This is a genomic window from Atopobium sp. (assembly GCF_034113385.1).
In the GTDB taxonomy this organism is placed as follows: Bacteria; Actinomycetota; Coriobacteriia; order Coriobacteriales; family Atopobiaceae; genus Atopobium.
In genome coordinates this window covers 15,608-37,387 of the sequence record NZ_JAXEXL010000027.1, presented here as the reverse complement: position 1 = coordinate 37,387, position 21,780 = coordinate 15,608, and the positions used below count along the sequence as shown (strand labels likewise).

The following is a 21,780-nucleotide window of genomic DNA, read 5'->3' as shown; positions in this document are numbered from 1 at the left end:
TGTTGTCTACCTCCTTATGCTTCACGTGCTTGGTCATCAAGAAACTTTTGGAGCTTTTGAGCGATCTCTTCTTTATTCATAAGGTTGTCAATGCCAATGACATAAGGCACTTCATCCTTCAGTTCATCTGCGAGATCAGACATGGTAATAAACAAATCACCTTTAAATGACTTCACGGCATCAAGCGTGTCATGATGAAGCTCAATGGGAAAATCGTGTGCATGTACCACTTGTTGCACCTTGATTTTGAGCATCATCGACGAGCCCATACCGGTGCGACACGCGATAAGTGCTTCATAAGTTTTAGAGCTCATGGGTCTACCACCTTTCTGTGATAGTTAACAATCAATGGTCACTGTTATAGTTTTCTCAAAGCGTTTAATTTGTTCGGTGATTTCGGATGGCTCGGTTGCATGAGCCATGCAGGCAATTGATGCCTCATCCTGGAGAAGTTCGCTCAAACATTGCAAGGCGGTCATATGTGTTTCTGGCCCGGTTGATGCAAGCATAAATACATAACTCACAGGGTCATTAGCGGTATTTCCATAGGTAACAGGTGTCTTAAGTCTTACGAGTGCCATACCTGTTTTATTGACACCAATGGCGCTGCTTGCATGTGCTAGCGCAATTCCTTTGGTAATAACAACATAGGGTCCATACTCAGTGATGTTCTTAATAACTTCATCAATATATGATGAAGTAATTTCACCTGTTTTAAGTAAGGGTTGACCAGCGGCTTCTACGGATGATTGCCAGTCGTTACAAACAACGTCCAACACAATATGGTCCTTGCATAATAAATCGCTTAACATGGGATCCTCACCTCCTTTGTCCTTAGCCTCCAAATAGCTGTGTAAAGCTGCAATAAGTTTTGGTTCGTCTTGTGGCTGCGGGTATTCCAACAAGATTTTTTGGAGCTCTTTTGCACTTGTGCTGAGGTCTGCTTCCACATAAACATCTTGTTTTGTAGAGAAGCCAAGCTGACTTAATTTGGCAGCAACTTTGGTGCAGTCTTCCTTATCTAACAGTGGCCCTACCTTGAGCCAAGGTGTAGTCACCTTTGTGATGCTGGAAGGAAGGGTGGATATAATGAGGTCAATCTCGTCAAGAGGTAGGGATACGAGACGATGTGCAGCCAATATGGAAACAATGTCTAAACTAAATTGTTGCTGCAACCTTGATGCCAAAAGTTCTGCCGTGCCAATTCCTGTTGCGCATACCACAACAACGCGTGGTTTATGCTGATAAGCTCGATGAATGCGTGCTAATGCAGCACCAAAGTGCACTAAGATATAAGACAGTTCATCCTCTGTAGGATTGATAAGTTGGTCAAGACCACAGCTGTTACTTTTTTGGCGGATAATCTGGTATAAGTCACCGTATTCATGAAGTAGTTCTTCTCGCAAGGGATTGGAAAGCTTAAGATGAGCGGTCTTGCGATTTGCTGACGTGGCAATGTGCTGGACCAAACTGGTATAGAGCTTTTTATCCTGTTTAAAGCCAGCTTGCATACAAGCATCAACCGCACTAATCAGTGCAGTACAGGCGAGCTCGATTGCTGTGTTGACGTGGGGAGTGTCTGTCTCAACGCGCCAGCCGTATAATCCTACATGTAAGCCTATATAAAGCAGCTCATCATCGGGAAGTTTGATGCCAAAGTAATTGTTTACCTGCTCAACAATGTAGCTTGCGATGTTACGTCGTACTTCATCAAGCTGGCTTTGGGAGGCATGTACATTGGTATCGGGCGCGTTTGTGGCACCTACATCCTTAAAGCGTTTAACAGAAAGAAGGATATGGATAATGATTGCTTCAAAGGATGCGTCGTCAAGCAAGATTGCGCAATAAGCTTCGGCATTACTTACAATTGCTGCAACCTCTTGCAGGTTCTCTAAGGGGAACAACTCTTCATAATCATGTGGATCAAAAGCCATATGAAAGCGAGAGAGATTCTTATACTCTTTTACAAGAGACGATAAGATTTCTCTACGCGTAGACTCATTTGCCGCAAGGCGTAGCCCTTTGCCGGCTTCAGAAATTACCTGTATGTTGTGAGCTGCATAGTATTTACGCACTTCCGCCATATCACGAACAACCGTGTCGTAGCTCACAGAGAAGTTGTCAGCGATTTCTTGCATGGTTACATAGCGTTTAGAAGACCAAGCAATATAAAATGCGGTTAGAAGAATGCGTTCTTTTACGCTGAGCGGATTTTTACTAAAGTCTCGTCTCTCATCAAAGAACTCTGACTTTACGAGGCTTTGACTTGTAATATCAGCATGAAGATAAGCAACATTGCGATAAATACTTACGGCTTCTGAACCAATAGTAGGCTCAAGTGCCAAGTTGAGCTCATCAATATCGTAGCGAATCTGCCTTTTACTAAGGGAAAACAAATCAGCAAACTCACTCAGACTAAATGAACCATGTTCAATGAGCAGCTGCAATTCTTTTCTTTGTCGGCTATTCATAGGTCATCACCACCTTTAACTATGGGGGCAGAGAGCTTGTGGCTCAATACGCATTACGTTCACTTTTACAGTGAAATAGTTCTAGAGATTGAGCAATATGCGCGTACAGAGGAGAACATCTAAAAAGAGAAAAGGCGCGTTTTAAGCAGCATTCTTCTGTTGTGAAACTTGCTCGTGTTCTTAGGTGCCTACTAATTCTTTTATTATCCTTCTAAGAGAACAAAATCAGAGAGCAGATTCATTCATGCAAATAGGTTAGGAGTATATATGCCACACATTCACGGAGCAGTTGCTGCGGTGTCAGATGCAGAATCTAAAGAATTAGTTGCGTTGAGCCGCGCTCAAAGTAAGTTACTTGCGCACAGCGTTGGTTTGGGCATTACGCTTAGCAATGCTATGTCTACCATGCCTGGTTTTATCCCCTGTGGTCATGCATTCTCAGAACTATTTTTGGGACTTAAGTTCAGCTTTGGAGAAGCGACACTTTCAGAAGTAGAGGCAGTAACTGATGGGGTTTGTGCTCGCGCCAAGCATATTGCAGACCACCGAGGCGTAGAGCAAGGCAAGCCCTTTGACCTTATCGCTTTCATGAAGACTGAAGAAGCTACCGCCGCTAAACTTGCTCAGCTGGTGGCAAGCCTGCATGTGTTGGCTAGTCTTGCCGAGCGTGCACAAAGGTTGGGTGCAACCAATAATGAGCTCAATAAGGCCATTGCAGAGTCACTTGCGCTTACTGCACAACTGGGGATTGCGAGCGAAGAAGTTGCACAAGCAGCTGACAAGATAGCCCAGCTTATTCCCGTTGCCCTACACATGCTTCAACCTGCAGAGTAGTGCAGCAGTGCGTTAATGTGTTAGTACGAGTACGTTTGTGCGTTAGTACGCCATAAGGAGCTATTATGCGTCGCAAGGGTCGAGAGATTACAGACCCAGACCAGATTGTAGAAATTGGGAGACACCTACTATCTCTGGTTTCACGGTGCAAACCGCGGGAAAAAGATGGAGCTTATTGCTCGTGATAACAGGGCAACCTTCGAGATGGACACCAACCATACTCTTATCATGTATGACGACCGCATGAGTTGTACCATGGGATACGCCAGCGTGATTGGGCACGGTCTTATTGAGATTGTGCCAAAAGAAGAAAAGATTCACGGTCTTAAGGTTCTTCTGTCCCACTTTCATGAAGATGACTTTCCTATAAATGAGAAACTGCTTGCTGCTACTACCGTGTTCCGTCTGCGCGTTATTGATATGACGGGTAAACGACGGGACAACGTCCATCCTGGCGAGAAAAGCCGCGTACACGGACGCTATGGAAACTAAAGAGTCGGTAACCAACGCAACAGCTTTAGTACGTGTGTGCATAGGAGAAAATCTAAGTGTGTCATATAGAGATTTTTTCAAAATACTTGTGTATATTCGTGCATGCTGGGTACTATCAACAACAGTAACAACGCAAGTTGGCTAAACGTTGGCGGTATTAGTCCAATGTCCAGCCTAAACAGTCGCGCGCCTGACAGGCGCAAGGGAAGGAAGGCTCACAATGAAGCTCAAGCCATTAGGTGATCGCATTTTGGTAAAGCCCGCTCCTAAGGAGGAGAAGACCTCTTCTGGTCTGTTTATTTCCAGTGGCGCTCAAGAGAAGCCTCAGCAGGGTGAGGTTATCGCTGTAGGTGCTGGTAAGTATAACGATAAGGGCGAGCGTATTGCTCTAGACATTAAGCCAGGCGATCAGGTGTATTACGGTAAGTTTGGCGGTAATGATGTCAAGATTGACGGCGAGGATTACTTGCTACTTCGCGCTGATGACATTTACGCAATTGTAGAAGAGTAATTCGGTAGGCTTGGCAAGTATTGTTTCAAATATTGTTTGCATAAGCACAATCATTTTCGGAGGAATTTGCAATGGCAAAGAACATTGAATTTGGCACTGATGCACGTGCTAGGCTTGCTAAGGGTGTAAACACTCTTGCAGATGCAGTAACTACCACTATGGGTCCCAAGGGCCGCTACGTTGCACTTGAGCGTACCTATGGTGCTCCTACCATTACTAATGATGGCGTTTCTGTTGCTAAAGAAATTGAACTTACTGACCCAGTAGAGAACATGGGTGCTCAGCTGGTTAAGGAAGTTGCTACCAAGACCAATGACACCGTGGGTGATGGCACCACTACCGCAACATTGCTTGCTCAGGTTATTGTTAATGAGGGTCTTCGTAACGTCGCAGCTGGCGCTAATCCTATTGCTATTCGTCGCGGCATCGATAAGGCCGTTACTGCTGTAGTAGCAAAGATGGCAGCTGCTTCGAGAGAAGTTTCTACCAAGGATCAGATTGCTTCTGTTGGCACCATTTCTGCTGGTGATCCAGAGATTGGTAAGAAGATTTCTGACGCCATGGATGTTGTAGGCAAAGATGGCGTAATCACCGTTGAGGAGTCCCAGACCTTTGGTATGGATATTGATACCGTAGAGGGCATGCAGTTTGATAAGGGTTATATTTCCCCTTACTTTGCAACTGATGGCGAGAACATGACGGCTGAGCTTAAGGATCCCTACATCCTTATGACTGACCAGAAGATTTCCAACATTCAGGATATTCTGCCTGTTCTTGAGGGCATCCAGAAGTCTGGCTCTCCTTTGCTTATCATTGCAGAGGATGTAGACGGTGAGGCTTTGGCCACCCTTATTTTGAACAAGCTCCGTGGCACGCTTAACATTGCTGCTGTCAAGGCTCCTGGTTACGGCGATCGTCGTAAGCGCATGCTCGAGGATATTGCTATTCTCACGGGCGGCCAGGTAGCCATGAAGGAGCTTGGCGTTTCTTTGACTGACATTTCTGCAGAGATGCTTGGTCGCGCTAAGTCCGTCAAGATTACCAAGGACAACACCACTATTGTTGGTGGCGCTGGTTCCAAGGATGCAATTGACGAGCGCGTTTCTCAGATTAAGGCAGAGATTGATCACACTGATTCTGACTTTGACCGCGAGAAGCTCCAGGAGCGTTTGGCTAAGCTTTCTGGTGGCGTAGCAATCATCAAGGTTGGCGCAGCTACCGAGGTTGAGCTCAAGGAGATTAAGCACCGCATTGAGGATGCACTTCAGGCAACTCGTGCAGCCGTTGAAGAGGGTATTGTTTCCGGTGGCGGCGTAGCCTTTATTGAGGCTTCCGTTGCCTTGGACGAGGTTACCACCGGCGATGCTGACGAGAAGATCGGCGTAGACATCATCCGTAAGGCACTCGAGGCTCCTGTCAAGACCATTGCTAACAATGCTGGTTATGAGGGCTCTGTAGTTGTAGAGAAAATCAAGGGCTTGCCTGCTGGTCAGGGTCTTGACTCCGCATCCGGCACCTATGGTGACATGATTGAGATGGGCGTATTGGATCCTGTAAAGGTTACCCGCACCACTCTTCAGAACGCTGCTTCTGTGGCATCTCTTATTCTTATCACTGAGGCCACCGTGTCTGATGTTCCCAAGAACACCACCATCGAAGAGGCTATCTCTGCTGCAGCTGCACAGGGCGGCCAGGGCGGCGGCATGTACTAAGGTTGGCTTAGTATCTTGTATATAACTTAGTGTATAAGTTCGTATGCAGCTTGCTCAGAGCAATTGTTTTAAAGACCCCATGGCAACATGGGGTCTTTTCAGAAAAATACCTTACGGCCATCTAACATTATTTATTGACATAAAGAAGGCATAATGCAGATAGATGAACCTAGTACCGCCAACGATAAAATCAATCAAATAGATTCATCTACTGTTTTGCAAATAAATGCAGGTAAAAAGCCATGGCTCACTGTTGAGGAACAGATTCAGCGATTGGAAGCTCAAGGCGTAAAGTTTGAACTCTACCCAAGGGATAAGGCAAAAGCTTATTTAGAGAAAAATAATAACTACTTCCGACTTAAGTCATATAGAAAAACATTCCAAAAATATGATGCTGGAGAAAATGAAGGAAAATATATTTCATTAGACTTTGCGATGCTGGTTGATTTATCAGTTATTGATTTTCGTTTGCGTCAGCAGATGTTGCCTATGACATTAGACATTGAACATTTTGAAAAAATGCGATTGCTTAAGCGGATAGAGGATGAAGGAAAAGACGGTTATAGAATAGTAGCCGATTATATCAATAGTAACGATATAAAGCAGGATGGAAAAATTACTAACAGAGTGAAGAATGATATTAATCGTGGTAAAACCAGTCCTTATATTGCAGATTTGATATCTTCTTATGAAAATTTCTGTTATCCAGCTTGGGCCTTTATGGAAGTAATTGCGTTTGGAACTTTTTTGGATTTTTATAAGTTTTGTGCTGAGCAATTTGATGGTACTAGTATGAGAAATAACTTCTATCTTCTTAAAAGCATTAAATCAATGCGTAATGCCTGTGCACATAATAATTGTATTCTCAATGATTTAACAGCGGGAAAAGCCCGACATAGTTCGTATATCCTTACCAGAGCAATGGGACCAATTAAGGGAATAAGTAAGCAAACTAGACGTTCTCGACTGAGTAATGATCGATTGCAAGAAATCGCTACCACTTTATATAAACATCAAGAAGTAGCATCAGAGGGCGTTTACAACCATCGATTAAAAGAGCTAAGTATTTTTGCAAATAGGCTGCATAAAAATGCTAAGTACTACAAGAGTAATCCGCAGGTTATAGCAAGTTTTGAGTTTATTGCTAAGCTTATTGGCGCTTGGTATAGCTCTCCATATGTTTAAATGATGACTCCGTAGAGGCCTTCCTTGTAAAACCTTCTAATTCTGTATAGTATCTTTGTACATAAAAAAACGGTTCGACCGTTTTGCGGAGGGGATTCCTTTTTTGGGGTTCCCTCATTTTATTTTGAATCCGGGCATAGGGTTGTATTAGTAAGCGGTAAAGCTATTCTTACTTAATGTTTTAGAAGTATTGTTTAGTTGATTTTCTATGAGTCAATTTGCCCGTTCATCCGCATATATAGTGCGTTTAAAGACCCCATGGCAACATGGGGTCTTTTTTATCTCGTTTGCGTCTACATAATCTGTACATAATGTTAAAATGCAATACGGTACTTGTTAGCTGCATATAACGTATACGTAGGGTAGGTTACTGTGAAGGAAATGCTTAAGTTCGAGAATGTTCAGATTCTGCAGAGTGTAAAGGACTGGGAGCAATCCGTTCATGTCGCCGTACAACCCCTTGTGGATGGCGGTTATGCAGAAGCTCGTTATATTGACGGCATTATTGCTAATGCAAAGGAGCTCGGCCCTTACTTCGTTTTATGCCCTGATTTGGCACTGTTACATGCTCGCCCCGAGCAAGGTGCTCTTAAGCAGCAATTGGCTGTAACCGTTTTGCGTGAGCCTGTTCGTTTTAAAGAAGAAGGACCCGATGTTCGTTTGCTTGTCACGCTGGTAGCAACAGACTCCGATTCTCATATTAACGTCATGCGCCAACTTGCTATGATGTTTGGAGATCCTGCCAACATTGCTAAGGTTGTAGAAGCAACATCTGAGCAGGAGATTTATGATCTGTTCTTGGCTCAAGAGTGACGGAGCCCTTATTATTTGATCATTGTTTGACGTAGCGGGCGTCAACTGTGATAGGCACGATTTATATCTAGTAGCGAGTTCGTATTAAAGGGGGAAACATGGCAGTTGTAGATTTTATTGTCAACATCTTGTCTACGCCAGCAATTCTTGTTGGCCTTCTCGCGCTTCTTGGTCTTGCACTCCAGGGCAAGCCTATTGAAGACATTGTAATGGGCACGGTAAAGACCATCGTTGGTTTCTTGGTGTTGTCCGCTGGCGCAGGCTTTTTGCAGTCTGGTTCCTTGCTTGCATTTGGTGAGATTTTTAATTTTGCCTTTAATATGCAGGGCGTAGTTCCTAACAACGAGGCTGTTGTTTCCATGGCTTTAGAGAAGTTTGGCTCTGACACCGCACTTATCATGTGCGTTGGCATGATTCTTAATATCGTGCTGGCTCGCTTCTCTCGCATGCGCTACATCTTCTTGACGGGTCACCACACGCTGTACATGGCTTGCATGCTTGCTGTAATCCTGTCCATTGGTGGTTTGTCTGGCGCACAGCTTATCGTTGCTGGTGGTTGCTTGCTCGCGTTCATCATGGTTGTATCTCCCGCTTATTGCCAGCCCACTTTTAAGAAGGTAACTGGCACTGATGGCGTTGCACTTGGTCACTTTGGTGGCATTGGCTACGCACTTTCAGGTTTGGTTGGTAAGGCATTCAAGGGTGGTAAGTCTACCGAGGACCTCAAGTTCCCTAAGCGCCTTATCTTCTTGCGTGATACTACGGTTTCTATTTCCATCACCATGATGGTTCTGTTTGTTGTTGTAACAGGCATTGCTGTTGCTAAGGGTATTCTTACCGCAGATCCTACCCAGTTTGCACATCTTAATGACCTGCTTAACGTTGGCACCGAGACTCACGTTAACTGGATTGTATGGGCTCTTACCGCAGGCATGAGCTTTGCTGGTGGCGTATACATCATCTTGTCTGGCGTTCGTCTGATTGTTGGCGAGATTGTTCCTGCATTTAAGGGCATTGCAGAGAAGCTCGTTCCTGGTGCTATTCCTGCAATTGACTGTCCCGTTGCCTATCCTTACGCTCCTAATGCAGTAATTATTGGCTTCTTGACATCCTTCCTTGCAGGTATTGTTGGTCTTTTGGTGCTCACGGGCATCAATGGCGCTATTCCTGTGGCACTCATTCTTCCTGGTGTCGTACCTCACTTCTTCTGCGGCGCAACTGCAGGTGTATTTGGTAATGCAGAGGGTGGTGTAAAGGGCTGCATCGCTGGTTCCTTTGTACATGGTCTTCTCATCACCTTCTTGCCAGCAATCTGCATGCCTGTATTTACGGCACTTGGCTTTACCTCTGCTACCTTCTCTGATGCTGACTTCTCTTGGATGGGTATTGTGTTTGGTAACGTAGCTCAGAGTGTTCAGGGCACGGCGCTTATGGTTGTTTGCATTGTTGTATTCTGTGCACCTATTATTTATAACTTTGTTGCACCTAAGAAGGCTGTTACCGAGCAAGAATAACGGCTTAATAGCTATATAATGAGTTGGTAGGTTTGCCGGGGTGCATGCTGTGCCCCGGCAAATATGTATGTACGGTAGCAAGTATGTCTGCTTACACAAAGGAGTGAAGCATGAAGGTATCTAAGATTATGTGCGCTTGCGGCTCTGGTTTGGGCTCAAGCCTTTTGGTAGAAATGAACATCCAAGATGTTCTTAAGAAGATGGGCATCGAGGGCATTTCTGTATCCCACTCCACCACCTCTGATGTAAAGCCTGGTGCTGCAGATTTGTTTGTTGTTGGTCGTGACTTGGCAGATTTTATTAAGGATGTTCCTGCAGAGCAGATTGTTGTTCTTCAAAACATCATTGACAAAAATGAGCTGGAAGAGAAGCTTCGCGAGAAGAACATCGAGGCGTAACGTACACAACTGCCCAAAACTCATCTTGTAGTACGTATGCGCTGTAGGGCATGTTCCTGCAGCGCATTTATTTTGGAGATAGGTATGGATCAAAAAAAGTTTGACGAGCTTTCATTGTTTTGCGTGAAAGTCCGCAGAGACATCCTTCAGATGCTTATGAAAGTTGGTTCGGGCCATTTAGGTGGCTCTATGTCCATTGTTGAGCTCATGAGCGTGCTGTACGGAAACCACCTTCGGTATGATGCATCCAATCCTGAGTGGGAAGACCGAGACCGCGTAGTACTTTCTAAGGGTCACGCTGGACCTGCTTGGTATGCTACTTTGGCCGAGAAAGGCTTCTTTGATAGAGAGTTACTGCTCACTCTTAATCAAGGCGGCACCAATTTGCCTTCCCATCCAGATCGAATCAAGACACCCGGTGTAGACATGACCACTGGTTCTCTTGGTCAGGGCACCTCTACTGCAGCAGGTATTGCTACTGCTCTGCGCATGAAGGGTTCCGATAGGCGCGTATACCTTATTGTGGGTGATGGCGAGCTTAATGAGGGTCAGTGCTGGGAGGCATTTCAATACCTTGCAGCTCATAAGCTTAACAACTGCATTGTTATTATCGACTGGAACAAGCGCCAGCTTGATGGCACGCTTGAAGAGGTCATGAATCCCTTTGATATTGCAAAGAAACTCGAAGCTTTTGGTTTTGCAACACAGCAGGTTAATGGCCAGGATATGATTGCTTTAGATAAGGCTCTTACGGTTGCCGAGAATACCAATGAGTCTGCAGTAGCTCTTGTTTTGGATACCACTAAAGGTGCGGGCATTCCATTTTTTGAGACCTATGCTGGCAACCATTCCGTTAAGTTTAGTGTTCCTGAAGTTAAGCAAGCTGCCGATGAAGCACTTATGCAGTACGCAGCAATCCTAGAGGGGAGTGAGGCCTAATGTTTAGCCTTGCTAAGGATCGTGGTATGAACTCTCCTGAACTTCGCGCTGTTGTAGTAAGTACGCTTCAGGATCTTATGAAGAAAAATGATTCCGTTGTTGCTCTTGAAGCAGATCTTGGTGGCGCTTCTGGTTTTACTAAAATTACTCAGACCAATCCCAATCGTTTTATACAATGCGGCATTTCTGAGGCCAATATGGTTGGTGTTGCTGCAGGTATGAGCACACTTGGTTTTAAGCCATTTATGCATTCGTTTGGACCGTTTGTATCTCGTCGCGTTTTTGACCAGGTATTTTTGTCTGGTGGATATGCTCACAACACCATTAATATCTATGGTTCTGATCCTGGCTTCTGCGTGGGTACCAATGGTGGAACCCACACTACGTGGGAAGATGTCGCATTGATGCGCACCATCCCTGGCGCTGTTGTGTGTGATGCTGCAGATGCAACACAGCTGGATTGGATCGTTCGCGAGTTTGTCAAGCTTGAGGGCGTGCACTACGTTCGAGCTAATCGTAAGGCAGTGCGTGACATATATGAGGCTGGCTCTACTTTTGAACTTGGTCGTGGCAATATTGTTTGCAAGGGTAGTGACGTTCTTATTATTGCGGCAGGTCAGCTGGTAAGCGAGGCATTAGATGTTGCTGAGGTATTGGAGCAGCAGGGTGTCTCGGTAGAGGTGGTAGACATGTTTTGTATTAAGCCTCTTGACGAGAACCTCGTGCTGAGTGAAGCAGCTGGCAAGAAAGCAGTAGTTACTTTTGAGAATCACGGTGTTATTGGTGGTTTGGGCGATGCAGTTGCAGCAGTTTTAGCAGAGCATGGTGTGGCTGTGCCTTTCAAACGCCATGGCGTTGTGGAGAGCTTTGGTCAAGTAGGTAGTCCTGATTATCTGCAAAAGGTGTTTAAACTTACTGCAGATGATTTGCTTGATACGGTGAAGGCACTTCTTAAGTAAAGCGTTCATTTATGTAAGAGAAGATGCGTCCTAGTGCTGGTTATTTGGCGCTAGGGCGTATTGCAATAATAACATAGTTCTAGGCCAACAAAATAGTCCAAATTTTGACTATTTTGTTGTAAAGATGCGGAAAAGTTGCTATTCTTTTTAATTGTACGGACAAACAGACAATAGGTGTTTTCCGACAACAAAAGAGGTTAGAGAAAGAGAATGTTATGTATACAACCTTAAAGAATGTTCTTGCAGAAGCTAGTCAACTTACCATGGCAGTAGGCGCTTTTAATACTCATAATCTAGAAATGACGCAGGCAATTATTAAGGCTGCTAGCAATCAAAAAACACCAGTGATTATTCAGACATCTGAGGGAACTGCACAATATGTTGGTATGAAAACTTTAGTTGCAGTTGTTAGCTCTCTGGCAAAAGAGTTTGGCGTTAATGTCGTTCTTCATCTTGATCATGCTAAGAACTGGGACATTATTCGTGAGGCAGTAGATGCTGGCTATACGTCCGTCATGTTCGATGGGTCCTCTCTTCCCTTTAAAGATAATATTCTTGGGACTAAGCGCGTTGTTGAGTATGCGCACGCTGCTGGTGTTTCTGTAGAAGCTGAGTTGGGTACTGTCGGTGGGACTGAAGATGGTATTGTGGTCAATCCAGATGCAGTTCGTCTTACCGAGCCTGAAGATGCAGCGGAATTTATTGATAAGACCAACATTGATGCATTAGCTGTTGCGATTGGTACAAACCATGGGCAATACAAATCCAAGACTAATATTAATTTTGATGTTTTGGATTCTATTCATGCTGCAGTAGAAGCCCCTTTAGTGATTCATGGTGGTACGGGAGTTTCTGATGATGATATTCATCATGTTATTAATTCTGGCATTCGTAAATTTAACGTAGGTACTGAATTACTGGTTAATTGGAACCGTAAATCTAAAGAACTGTATGGCATCAATAAGGAAAATACATCCAATAGAAACAATGTTGTTCCTGCTCTTGAAATCGTGCAAGAGATTGTTGAGCATAAGATTTCCCTATTTAAAAATATTGATTAACTGAGATTACAAGTAATTCGAGGAGGTGAAGACATGAGTATTTATTGTATCGGACAGTCAGTGTATGACATTACCGCGGCGGTTTCTGAAGATATCAAACCAGATACTAAATACCGCTTTGAACAATATAATACTTGTGCTGGCGGTCCTGCACTAAACTCTGCATGTCTTTGCTCTCTTTGGGGAGTAGAAACTCAGTTGGTATCTCGTATTGCCCATGATACGTATGGTCAAATGGTCCTTGCTTCACTTTCTGATTATGGCGTAATGACAGATTCGCTCATTGAAGATTCAGATGCGGAGACCTCATTTAGTTTTATTGTTGTAAACAATAAAACAGGGGAGCGCATTATTTTTAATCATCCGTCTCCCTATCGAGTTGTTCCAACCAAACTGCCAAATATAGCTCCGACGGTTATTCTCTCGGATGGGCATGAACCAGACGCTACACTAGATTTAATTCATGCATTCCCCGAGGCCATTAGCATAGTTGATGCAGGAACAATGCGTAACTCAACAATGCGTGTTGCTCAAGAGTCTGAATATTTAATTTGCTCAAGTGCTTTTGCGCAACAATATTTAGGACATGCAATAGATATAACTAGTAAAGAGTTATCTTCTGATTTGAGTAAGATTGCTCAAATCAATGAAGGCTGTCAAGTGGTGGTGACGCTTGGTTCAGCTGGTCTTGTATATCTAACAGGTAATACTGCTGTTCATATGCCAGCCTTTAACGTAAAGGTTATTGATAGCACGGGTGCAGGTGATATTTTTCATGGTGCATTTGCCTTTGGCATGAACGCTGGCTTGAGTTTACGTGACAGTTTGATTTTAAGTTCGATGACTTCGGCTATTTCGGTAACACGCTTAGGAAGTCAAACATCAATACCTCTACTTAAAGAGGTTTTAGATGCACTTGATTCTAGAGGGATTGCTCTTCCCTTGTTGCCAAACTATAAATCTTTCGAAGCTTGATAAGAAAGCTGGCCTTCTATGTCTTATTCAGATGAAATCACAAACTTATTAAAACTAGAAAACATCCAAGTTCTAGATAGAGTTGATAGCTGGGAGGATGGTATTAGAAAGTCACTCAATTTGCTAGAAAAGCATGGTTATGTAGAGTCGCGCTATGCTGAGAATATCATTAAAGATACTCAAGAGCTTGGTCCATATTATGTTTTAACTGAAGACATAGCTCTTGTTCATGCACGCCCCGAAGAGGGTGCCATTAAAAAACAGTTTGCGGTTACTTTGGTGCATGAACCGGTTGTTTTTTCGGCAGACTCTTTTCCAGTTCGTCTTCTATTTGCGCTTTCGGCAGAGGATTCCTCTTCCCATATGGAAGCAATCAAACTTTTGGCAGCTATTTGCATGGACCCCGAAAAGGTTGCTGCACTTGTGAATTGTAGTACTCCGGAAGAACTTTATTCCATGCTGATAGGAAAGTAAATCTAGTAGTGCAAGTACCTGTAGTAGCGGCATATTCTATGTTAGGGAAGGAATAAAATGGTAAAGATTATGGCGGTATGCGGAGCTGGATTGGGCAGTAGTCTCGCATGTCAAATGGCAATCGAGCAAGCCATGAACGCTTTAGGTGTAGATGCAAAGGTTAGTCATACAGATACGACCAGCATTTCTGCTCTTGCGGACACTGTAGACATTGTTGTTTCCGGTAAAAATTTCCAAAAACTTATCGAAAAGAAAAATTTACCCATTCCAACAGTATTTCTTGATCGTTTGGTCGATAAGCAGGAGATTGCAGAAAAGCTCACTCCAATTTTACGTGAGCTTGGAGCATTGCAGTAAGAGTTCCTTGTTATTTGTTATAAAAGGAGGAAAGCATGGTTGTTTTGGAGTGGATTATTAACAACATTTTGACTCAGGCAGCAATTATTATTGCCTTGATTGCATGTCTTGGTCTCGCGTTACAGAAGAAACCAATCAATGAAGTGTTTGCGGGAACCATGAAGACAATGTTTGGCTTTATGATTTTGTCTGCTGGTTCCAGCGTGCTCCAAGGTTCACTTAAATACTTCGGCGGTGTATTTAATGCAGCATTTAATCTTGGTAGTTCTGGTGGTGCTGTTGTTGCTTCTATTGAGGGTATTAATGGTCAAGCTATGACTGATCTTGGCCTTGGTTCAGAAATTGCAATTACTCTTGCAGGTATTTTTATTGTTAATATCTTAATTGCTCGCTTTACTAAGTTTAAGTATATCTTCTTGACTGGTCAGGCATTGCTTTGGGAATCTACTCTTGCGGTTGTTTTCTCTTATTTCTTGGGTCTTACTGGTCTTCCTCTGATTCTACTTGCATCTCTTGTCGGTGGTGCCTTCGCAACATTCATGCCTGCAATTGCACAGCCAGTAATGCGTAAGATTACCGATTCTGATGACATTGCCCTTGGTCACTTTTGTACTATCGGTTATATGGTGACCGCAGGTGTTGCAAAGCTTGTTGGCAATCCTGAAGACTCTGCCGAAGATATTAAGATGCCCGAGTCTCTTGATTTTTTGAACGATACTTATCTGGCTGTGTTTACTGTAATGCTTCCTTTTTATATTGTTGCCGCTATTATTGCTGGCCCCGATAAATGCGCTGCTATTGTTAATGAACTTGGTCTTTCAAGTAGCATTAACTTTATAGTGATGGCATTTATCCAATGCTGCACCTTTGTTATTGGTCTATATATCCTTATGATGGGTGTTCGTCAGCTGCTTGATAACATCGTTCCTGCTTTCCAAGGCATCTCTATGAAACTTGTCCCTGGTGCAAAACCTGCTCTTGATTGCCCGGTACTATTCCCTTATGCACCTAACTCTGTAATTTTTGGTTTCATTTTTACTACTATTGGTTCTATCATTGGCATGCTCATAACCCCATTTACCGGCTATTTGGTAATCCCAGGTGTTATGTCCAATTTCTTTGCTGGTGGAACAGCTGGTATTTTTGCTAATGCAATGGGCGGAAAGCGCGGTGTAATTATTGGCTGTATCGTGCATGGCATCTTTATTATGATTATTCCTGCACTTCTTACGCCTATGTTGGCACAAATTGGTTTTCTGAATCTAACTTGCACTGACGTTGATACTGTATTTACTGGTTTCCTACTTTATGGCCTCAAGCTTCTTACTGGTTTGTTTATGTAGCTTTTGTTTCAGTAACGTTTTTAGTACAGCTTGAACGTCTTTCGATGGAGCTTCTTATCGTGTAGAAGCTCCATCATTCTCAGCGGAGGGATTTTATGTTTAACATTTTTAAAAAGAATTCAAACAGTAGCGTAGAGATTAATAAAGATGAGGGAATAACTCCTAGTATTGAAGAACTCCTTTCTCAAGCTAATCAATTTACTCAACGTATTAAAAATGCGACTGGTACAGCAAAAGCTGACTTGCTTAATGAGCAGGGTTCTTTATTTGCACGCGCTGGTGAAGTTGATAAAGCTATTAGTGCGTTTGAGGCTAGCCTCAAGGAAGCTAATCGCATGGGCACTGCATATAAGGAGTTGACTAAGCTTTACAACAAGAAACGTGCTGAAGCAGCAGCTGCAGGTAACGATGCAGATATCAAAAAATGGCTTGATAAGATTCAAGGGCTAATGCAGAGCTCAAAAGATATGCTACGTGGTAAATAGGGCTAAATAAGTAGAGTAGATTATGATGAAGAATATATTGGTCATTCTTGCTGGCTATCCAGCAACGGGTAAATCAACTTTTTGCAAAGGCTTGCTTAAACTGTATCCAAACGCGCCAATTATTAGTCCTGATGACATTAAAGAAGAGATTTGGGACGAGGTTGGTTTTAAAAATGCTGCTGAGAAAGCCGATTTGGAAGTAACAAGAATCTGGCCTCTTTATTACAAACGTCTTGAGAAGCAAATGGCTGCTGGAGGACTTGTTATTACTGATTATCCTTTTAGTGATAAACAAAAGTCTTTCCTACTATATGAATGCGAAAAAAATAACTACTCTGCTCTTACTATCAGGTTTGTTGGTAATTTACAGAGGATATATCAACGGTCATTGAGTCGCGATTTGTCGCCAAGCCGACATTTAGGGCACTTAGTTTCTTGTTATAAAAAAGGAGATGTTTTAAAGAATCGTATGCAAGCAGATCAATTGGTTACATTTGATATTTTGAAAAACCGCTGTATTTCAAAAGGGTATGGTGAATTCCAGCTTGGAGATTTAATTGAAGTGGATGCAACAGATATTGCTACCGTTAATTTTGAGGGGCTTGTAAAGCAAGTAAATAAGTATATTGTTAAGTGAATGTAAAATGTATCTAGTCTGAGAGAGTTGGCGAGCGTGACGTCCTATTCAACAGAAACAAATGCAAGTCTGCAGACTGGCATACTAAATACTCGTTCTCATGAGCAATTATACTATCAACTTTATAATATTCTTTTTCAAGATATCTCTAATGGTGTCTATAAGGTGGGTGACTTAATTCCTTCGGAGACGGAACTCGTTTCTATCCACAAAATTAGTCGCGCTACGGTACGCAAAGCGATGGAACTATTGGTTGATAATGGGCTGATTGAGCGTCAGCGTGGGATTGGTTCCGTTGTCGTTTCTAACAGACCAGTTACTGCCTTAAGTCACGTTTCCAGTTATTTAAAGAAATTGAAGGGTGATCCAACAACACCAATTAAGCAAGTTATTTCTTCTAAAGTAGCACCAGCTTCTTTAGTCGTATCAGAAGCACTCAATCTTCCAGAAAATACACTGGTCTTTACGCTTGATCGTGTACGTAAATCAGGTGACATTACGTATTACAGTGAATCAGTTTTTTTGGAAGCAAGTTATGTTCCCGATGCTGAATACCGAGATTTTTCTACTGAATCATTGCGAGCTTTTTATTTAAATGTGCGGCATATTGAATTTACGTCTGCAAACCAGCAGATTTTTGCTGAAGCGGCAGATGAACATACTGCGCAGCTATTAGATATAGCAGTGGGTTCTCCTGTGCTTGCAATTTATCGTGTGACGTACGACAAAGACAATATCCCACGTGAGTATCTGGTTGCAAGGTATCGCCCAGAGTTTTATTACATAGAAATGCAGCTGACAACTCGTTTGCCTGAATAGACATAAGGCGCTCAGCGATTGAGCTGGTAAGGCATTTCGTAAATATTGAAAAAAACTGGTTTTGTTTACATGCTCCTTCTTTACTACGATTTAAGTAGGAGGAGCTATGGGTGTTAGAGTTGAACAACTATACAATTTGATTTGCTGTGCTCATGCTTCCATGCATGTGAACAATCTTGCTAGTCGTTTTGGGGTAAGTGCGCGAACCATATATAACGATGTCAATCGAATCAATACGTTTTTACGTGCCAACGATAGAACATATATTCAAAATAAACGTGGCATGCTTTCGTATGATAATCCAAATGCTGTTGCATTTTCTCAGCTGGTTAACGATAGAGAGCTCTTTTATATTGATCCCGAATTTCGTCGAACTAGGATTGGTGAATTAATACTTACATTGCCTGATGGGTTCAATATTGAAGACTTACAGAGCTATTATGATATATCGAGAAATACGCTACTACATGATATAAAAGATATAAATTTAATATTATCTAAGAATTCAATCAAACTTGTCTCTTCTCCTTTTGTTGGGTATGCGGTTGATGGGCTTGAAAAAGATATACGTAGTGCGCTTACTACACTCTTTTTAAACGATGAATTTCTCTTTTATGACAGTAATACTGTATTTGAAGCGTATTTAAATGGAGAGAGTGTTCCAAGTCAGAGTTTTTCGGTGACTAAAGAAATCTCATTAGTATCTTCCCTGGAATTCTCAATTCAAATGCGTGAGCTCATAAAAGAGATATGTAAAGATTTACACGTTGAATTTAGTGACACGTCTATCGATTATCTTGTGTGTGCCACATATGCATCATATTGCAGAATACGAATTAATAAAGGAATATCATTTTCACCTCAAAAAACAGCCGCTACACGCGAACTTGAAATAGTAAAAAGCCATTCAAAGACATTAAAACGCATTTTTTCAGCGGAGTTATCTGAAGATGAGCTGGAATATATGGCAAGCAAGCTACGCGAGGCATCGGTGGTATGTTTTGATGATCTTGTATCGGAAAACTGGATAAGGATGGGAATTCTTGTTGACAATCTTATTGAGGATGTTTCCCATGCCTTTCCTTATGCTGGTTTTATTGATGACGAAGCATTGCGTGTGGGGCTTCTTAACCATTTACGCCCAGCATATTGGCGTGTTGTAAATCATAGTTTTATTGAAAACCCAATGTTGGATTTTGTTATCAATCAATGTAGTGAGCTTTTTGATGTAGTAAAAGCTAGTCTTGGTATCGTTGAACAGGAATTAGATATTCATTTTCCTGTAGAAGAAGTCGCGTTCTTTGTTTTATTTTTTGCAGGATCATTAGAAAGAAATAAACGTGCAGCAACACGTCAAACGAGCGTTATTGTTGTTTGTCGAGAAGGTCTTGCTACTTCACAGTTGGTTAGGTCAAAGCTAGAGGCGAACTTTAATGTAAATGTAGTTGGGGTTTATGGAGTATCTGAAGCTAGACGTTGGCTTGAAAACAACAGTGTTGATTATATTGTTTCTACAGGCCACTTCTCATTTCCAAAAAGAGATGTAATTGAGGTCTCTCCTCAATTTGAACAAAATGATTTTAAAAAAGTACAAGATATATTTAATTCTCAGATAAAATTTATAGATGTAGACGATATTATTTCAATCATCTCAAAACGAACTTCATTAGACGAGAGCATAAAAAATCTTTTGAAAAATGATTTAGAAACGTACTTTGGATACTCCATAGAAGGTTCAAAAAAATGTAGAGCAGAGAAAGGTGGCTATCAGCCTATGTTGCATGAAGTTCTCACGAAAGATTTAATAGAAGTGAATTATGATGCGCTTGATAGAAATGATGCGGTGCGTCATGCAGGAAAACTTTTGGTTCAAAAGGGGATTGCAGATAATTCCTATATAGAGGGCATGATAGAAAATGTCGAAGTAAATGGTACCTATATAGTTATAGCACCAGGAATTGCAATGCCTCATGCTCGACCAGATAAGGGTGCTAAGGCTGTTGGCTTTAGCGTACTTACACTTAGTCATCCCGTCATATTTGGTCATCCTACAAATGATCCTGTGGAGATAGTTATTGCGCTTTGTGCTATAGACCACCAAACGCATCTAAAAGCATTAGCAGAGCTTGCAGAAATTCTTGCAGATCAAACAAAGGTTCAGCAAATTAAGTCAGCAAGTACCGCAGATGAAATAATCAAAATTATAGAAGGGAGCAAGTAATGTATAGGCTTGTGACTGTGTGTGGTGCAGGGGTGGGGAGCAGTATGATGCTTCGGTTATTTGCACAACAAATTCTTGATGCAGAGGGAATAGAGGCAGAGGTAGATGCTTCTGATATTGGCTCTGTTGACCCCAGTGCATACGATGTACTTATTACAACCTCTGATTTTGCAGATGCTTTGCGAGAAACTGAGACTCCCATTATTCGTATAGATAACATGATGGATAAAGCGTATCTCAGAGAACAGCTTCTTAAAACAATTTCCTCTAGTAACTAGGAGGTAGTATAAATGAGTGTATTTCTGTACATAGTTAATAACTATCTTAGTCAGTCAGTTTTTATCATTGGGTTTGTAATCATTGCTGGCATGCTTGCTATGGGAAAGAAATGGAACCAAATTCTTCCTTCAGCGATTAAGGCAATGATTGGCTTCACCATGATTAATCTCGGTGGACAAACGCTGGGTACCGCTTTGCTGCCTTTAGCGACTATGATTTCTAAAGCGTTTGGTACTGCTGCTGCAGCTGCAACAGATATAGGAACAGCATCTGCGGAATATATGGGAGAAATTGGTACTGAGCTTGCACTTATTTTTGCCTTTGGTTTCATCGTTAACTTGTTGTTAGCACGTTTTACACGCTTTAAGTTTGTTCATCTTTCCGCTCATGTTTCTTTTTTCTATTCTGGGTTACTTGCAGCTCTGCTTAAATACAACACATCCTTACCGTTTTGGGGTATTGTTGGCGTGGGATCAGTACTTCTGGGATTGTATATGACGTTTACGTGTGCATATGTTAATTATTGTATTCAGGGCGTAAAAGGTGGAGAAGAGATTACACTTGCACACTCCAGCTCTTTTGGTCTTTTAATGGCCACAATTCTTGCTAAGACGTTTGGAAATAAGTCTAATGACTTAGAGGCTATCAAAATTCCTAAGCAGTTCTCCTTCTTGCGCGAGATGACCATTGCCCTTACTTTAGTCATGACACTTCTCTTTATTGTAGTAAGCATTTTTGCTAATCCTGCATGGGTTACCGAGAACATTTCTGGCGGTAAAGACATTTTGGTGTATTCCATTTTACAGGGTATTAGTTTTGGCATGTGGATAACGGTTATCATTACGGGCGTGCGCATGATGCTCGCTGAAATCATCCCTGCTTTTCATGGTATTGCTGAGAAGATTATTCCAGGTGCAAAACCCGGTCTTGACGTTCCTTTACTGTTCCCCAACTATCCCACAAGTGTTATTGTCGGCTTTCTCTGCAGTCTATGCTCTGGTCTCGTAGGCATGGTTGTGTTAGCAGCTGTTGGTTATCCAGTAGTGGTCTTTCCGGCACTTATCCCTACATTCTTTACTGGTGCTGCTACTGCTATTTTTGGAAATGCTCATGGTGGTGTTCGTGGTGCAATCATTGGCTCTTTAGTAAATGGTGTTCTTCTGATTGTTGGTCAAGCACTTCTGCTACCTATAGTTGGTTCCTATGCACCTATTATGCGTATTCTCTCTGAGACGGATTACTGTGTCTATGGCCCAATTCTTGGTTGGATTCTTCAGATTTTGCCCCTCTAGGATTTTTGT

The 21,780-nt window shown here is 42.4% G+C and carries 23 protein-coding genes; 21 read left to right on the top strand and 2 right to left on the bottom strand.

Annotation, left to right across the window (positions count from 1 at the left end; genetic code table 11):
* Positions 1 to 14: 14 nt before the first annotated feature.
* A complete protein-coding gene (locus tag SPD80_RS07310; RefSeq protein WP_320604251.1) occupies positions 15 to 314 on the bottom strand; it encodes a PTS sugar transporter subunit IIB in 300 nt (99 codons plus the stop codon).
* A gap of 24 nt (positions 315 to 338) precedes the next feature.
* Positions 339 to 2,471 (bottom strand): BglG family transcription antiterminator, encoded by a 2,133-nt coding sequence (locus SPD80_RS07305; RefSeq protein ID WP_320829163.1) that lies wholly within the window; start codon positions 2,469 to 2,471, stop codon positions 339 to 341.
* 267 nt (positions 2,472 to 2,738) lie between these two features.
* On the opposite strand from SPD80_RS07305, the gene SPD80_RS07300 reads away from it, so the two are divergent.
* The 21 genes from SPD80_RS07300 (at position 2,739) to SPD80_RS07200 (ending at position 21,771) form a co-directional block, all read left to right on the top strand.
* Entirely contained in the window at positions 2,739 to 3,305 is a 567-nt protein-coding gene (locus tag SPD80_RS07300) for a hypothetical protein (protein ID WP_320829162.1), read from the top strand.
* A 114-nt stretch (positions 3,306 to 3,419) separates the two neighbouring features.
* Positions 3,420 to 3,797, top strand: coding sequence for a pyridoxamine 5'-phosphate oxidase family protein (locus SPD80_RS07295; RefSeq protein ID WP_320604245.1), 378 nt, complete (start codon positions 3,420 to 3,422; stop codon positions 3,795 to 3,797).
* 220 nt (positions 3,798 to 4,017) lie between these two features.
* Positions 4,018 to 4,308, top strand: a complete 291-nt coding sequence (gene groES, locus SPD80_RS07290) for a co-chaperone GroES (RefSeq protein WP_028263793.1) — start codon at positions 4,018 to 4,020, stop codon at positions 4,306 to 4,308.
* 71 nt (positions 4,309 to 4,379) lie between these two features.
* Positions 4,380 to 6,020 (top strand): chaperonin GroEL, encoded by a 1,641-nt coding sequence (gene groL / locus SPD80_RS07285; RefSeq protein WP_320604241.1) that lies wholly within the window; start codon positions 4,380 to 4,382, stop codon positions 6,018 to 6,020.
* Between the two features lie 153 nt (positions 6,021 to 6,173).
* Positions 6,174 to 7,205, top strand: a complete 1,032-nt coding sequence (locus SPD80_RS07280) for an Abi family protein (RefSeq protein ID WP_320829160.1) — start codon at positions 6,174 to 6,176, stop codon at positions 7,203 to 7,205.
* Between the two features lie 381 nt (positions 7,206 to 7,586).
* The gene (locus SPD80_RS07275) at positions 7,587 to 8,018 is read left to right on the top strand and encodes a PTS sugar transporter subunit IIA (protein WP_320604257.1); all 432 of its coding nucleotides are present in this window, start codon (positions 7,587 to 7,589) and stop codon (positions 8,016 to 8,018) included.
* A gap of 98 nt (positions 8,019 to 8,116) precedes the next feature.
* Positions 8,117 to 9,532, top strand: a complete 1,416-nt coding sequence (locus SPD80_RS07270) for a PTS ascorbate transporter subunit IIC (protein WP_320604236.1) — start codon at positions 8,117 to 8,119, stop codon at positions 9,530 to 9,532.
* A gap of 110 nt (positions 9,533 to 9,642) precedes the next feature.
* A complete protein-coding gene (locus tag SPD80_RS07265) occupies positions 9,643 to 9,930 on the top strand; it encodes a PTS sugar transporter subunit IIB (protein ID WP_320604234.1) in 288 nt (95 codons plus the stop codon).
* Between the two features lie 84 nt (positions 9,931 to 10,014).
* On the top strand, positions 10,015 to 10,869 hold the full coding sequence (locus tag SPD80_RS07260) for a transketolase (protein WP_320829159.1): 855 nt from the start codon (positions 10,015 to 10,017) through the stop codon (positions 10,867 to 10,869).
* Positions 10,869 to 11,828, top strand: coding sequence for a transketolase family protein (locus SPD80_RS07255; protein WP_414429706.1), 960 nt, complete (start codon positions 10,869 to 10,871; stop codon positions 11,826 to 11,828). The genes SPD80_RS07260 and SPD80_RS07255 overlap by 1 nt, the downstream gene beginning before the upstream one ends.
* A gap of 215 nt (positions 11,829 to 12,043) precedes the next feature.
* Complete coding sequence (locus SPD80_RS07250) at positions 12,044 to 12,889, top strand: class II fructose-bisphosphate aldolase (protein ID WP_320604310.1); 846 nt, start codon at positions 12,044 to 12,046, stop codon at positions 12,887 to 12,889.
* Between the two features lie 33 nt (positions 12,890 to 12,922).
* Positions 12,923 to 13,864 (top strand): carbohydrate kinase family protein, encoded by a 942-nt coding sequence (locus SPD80_RS07245; protein ID WP_320604312.1) that lies wholly within the window; start codon positions 12,923 to 12,925, stop codon positions 13,862 to 13,864.
* An 18-nt stretch (positions 13,865 to 13,882) separates the two neighbouring features.
* On the top strand, positions 13,883 to 14,338 hold the full coding sequence (locus tag SPD80_RS07240; protein ID WP_320604314.1) for a PTS sugar transporter subunit IIA: 456 nt from the start codon (positions 13,883 to 13,885) through the stop codon (positions 14,336 to 14,338).
* Positions 14,339 to 14,395: 57 nt separating this feature from the next.
* On the top strand, positions 14,396 to 14,695 hold the full coding sequence (locus tag SPD80_RS07235) for a PTS sugar transporter subunit IIB (RefSeq protein WP_320604316.1): 300 nt from the start codon (positions 14,396 to 14,398) through the stop codon (positions 14,693 to 14,695).
* 35 nt (positions 14,696 to 14,730) lie between these two features.
* Entirely contained in the window at positions 14,731 to 16,038 is a 1,308-nt protein-coding gene (locus SPD80_RS07230; RefSeq protein WP_320604318.1) for a PTS ascorbate transporter subunit IIC, read from the top strand.
* 95 nt (positions 16,039 to 16,133) lie between these two features.
* Positions 16,134 to 16,523, top strand: a complete 390-nt coding sequence (locus tag SPD80_RS07225) for a hypothetical protein (protein WP_320604320.1) — start codon at positions 16,134 to 16,136, stop codon at positions 16,521 to 16,523.
* Between the two features lie 22 nt (positions 16,524 to 16,545).
* Complete coding sequence (locus SPD80_RS07220) at positions 16,546 to 17,160, top strand: AAA family ATPase (RefSeq protein WP_320604322.1); 615 nt, start codon at positions 16,546 to 16,548, stop codon at positions 17,158 to 17,160.
* 36 nt (positions 17,161 to 17,196) lie between these two features.
* Positions 17,197 to 17,979 (top strand): GntR family transcriptional regulator, encoded by a 783-nt coding sequence (locus SPD80_RS07215; protein WP_320604324.1) that lies wholly within the window; start codon positions 17,197 to 17,199, stop codon positions 17,977 to 17,979.
* Between the two features lie 106 nt (positions 17,980 to 18,085).
* Complete coding sequence (locus SPD80_RS07210; RefSeq protein WP_320604326.1) at positions 18,086 to 20,200, top strand: BglG family transcription antiterminator; 2,115 nt, start codon at positions 18,086 to 18,088, stop codon at positions 20,198 to 20,200.
* A complete protein-coding gene (locus SPD80_RS07205) occupies positions 20,200 to 20,478 on the top strand; it encodes a PTS sugar transporter subunit IIB (RefSeq protein ID WP_320604328.1) in 279 nt (92 codons plus the stop codon). The genes SPD80_RS07210 and SPD80_RS07205 overlap by 1 nt, the downstream gene beginning before the upstream one ends.
* Before the next feature lie 12 nt (positions 20,479 to 20,490).
* Positions 20,491 to 21,771, top strand: a complete 1,281-nt coding sequence (locus SPD80_RS07200) for a PTS ascorbate transporter subunit IIC (protein WP_320604330.1) — start codon at positions 20,491 to 20,493, stop codon at positions 21,769 to 21,771.
* The last annotated feature ends 9 nt before the right edge of the window (positions 21,772 to 21,780 follow it).

Bases quoted from the DNA above. Each gene is read 5' to 3' on its own strand.
- SPD80_RS07210 (WP_320604326.1), top strand. From the start codon at position 18,086: ATGGGTGTTAGAGTTGAACAACTATACAATTTGATTTGCTGTGCTCAT.
- SPD80_RS07300 (WP_320829162.1), top strand. From the start codon at position 2,739: ATGCCACACATTCACGGAGCAGTTGCTGCGGTGTCAGATGCAGAATCT.
- SPD80_RS07310 (WP_320604251.1), bottom strand. From the start codon at position 314: ATGAGCTCTAAAACTTATGAAGCACTTATCGCGTGTCGCACCGGTATG.
- SPD80_RS07255 (WP_414429706.1), top strand. From the start codon at position 10,869: ATGTTTAGCCTTGCTAAGGATCGTGGTATGAACTCTCCTGAACTTCGC.
- SPD80_RS07225 (WP_320604320.1), top strand. From the start codon at position 16,134: ATGTTTAACATTTTTAAAAAGAATTCAAACAGTAGCGTAGAGATTAAT.
- SPD80_RS07275 (WP_320604257.1), top strand. From the start codon at position 7,587: ATGCTTAAGTTCGAGAATGTTCAGATTCTGCAGAGTGTAAAGGACTGG.
- SPD80_RS07245 (WP_320604312.1), top strand. From the start codon at position 12,923: ATGAGTATTTATTGTATCGGACAGTCAGTGTATGACATTACCGCGGCG.
- SPD80_RS07305 (WP_320829163.1), bottom strand. From the start codon at position 2,471: ATGAATAGCCGACAAAGAAAAGAATTGCAGCTGCTCATTGAACATGGT.
- SPD80_RS07265 (WP_320604234.1), top strand. From the start codon at position 9,643: ATGAAGGTATCTAAGATTATGTGCGCTTGCGGCTCTGGTTTGGGCTCA.
- SPD80_RS07235 (WP_320604316.1), top strand. From the start codon at position 14,396: ATGGTAAAGATTATGGCGGTATGCGGAGCTGGATTGGGCAGTAGTCTC.
- SPD80_RS07240 (WP_320604314.1), top strand. From the start codon at position 13,883: ATGTCTTATTCAGATGAAATCACAAACTTATTAAAACTAGAAAACATC.
- SPD80_RS07250 (WP_320604310.1), top strand. From the start codon at position 12,044: ATGTATACAACCTTAAAGAATGTTCTTGCAGAAGCTAGTCAACTTACC.
- SPD80_RS07280 (WP_320829160.1), top strand. From the start codon at position 6,174: ATGCAGATAGATGAACCTAGTACCGCCAACGATAAAATCAATCAAATA.
- groES (WP_028263793.1), top strand. From the start codon at position 4,018: ATGAAGCTCAAGCCATTAGGTGATCGCATTTTGGTAAAGCCCGCTCCT.
- SPD80_RS07270 (WP_320604236.1), top strand. From the start codon at position 8,117: ATGGCAGTTGTAGATTTTATTGTCAACATCTTGTCTACGCCAGCAATT.
- groL (WP_320604241.1), top strand. From the start codon at position 4,380: ATGGCAAAGAACATTGAATTTGGCACTGATGCACGTGCTAGGCTTGCT.
- SPD80_RS07230 (WP_320604318.1), top strand. From the start codon at position 14,731: ATGGTTGTTTTGGAGTGGATTATTAACAACATTTTGACTCAGGCAGCA.
- SPD80_RS07200 (WP_320604330.1), top strand. From the start codon at position 20,491: ATGAGTGTATTTCTGTACATAGTTAATAACTATCTTAGTCAGTCAGTT.
- SPD80_RS07205 (WP_320604328.1), top strand. From the start codon at position 20,200: ATGTATAGGCTTGTGACTGTGTGTGGTGCAGGGGTGGGGAGCAGTATG.
- SPD80_RS07260 (WP_320829159.1), top strand. From the start codon at position 10,015: ATGGATCAAAAAAAGTTTGACGAGCTTTCATTGTTTTGCGTGAAAGTC.
- SPD80_RS07220 (WP_320604322.1), top strand. From the start codon at position 16,546: ATGATGAAGAATATATTGGTCATTCTTGCTGGCTATCCAGCAACGGGT.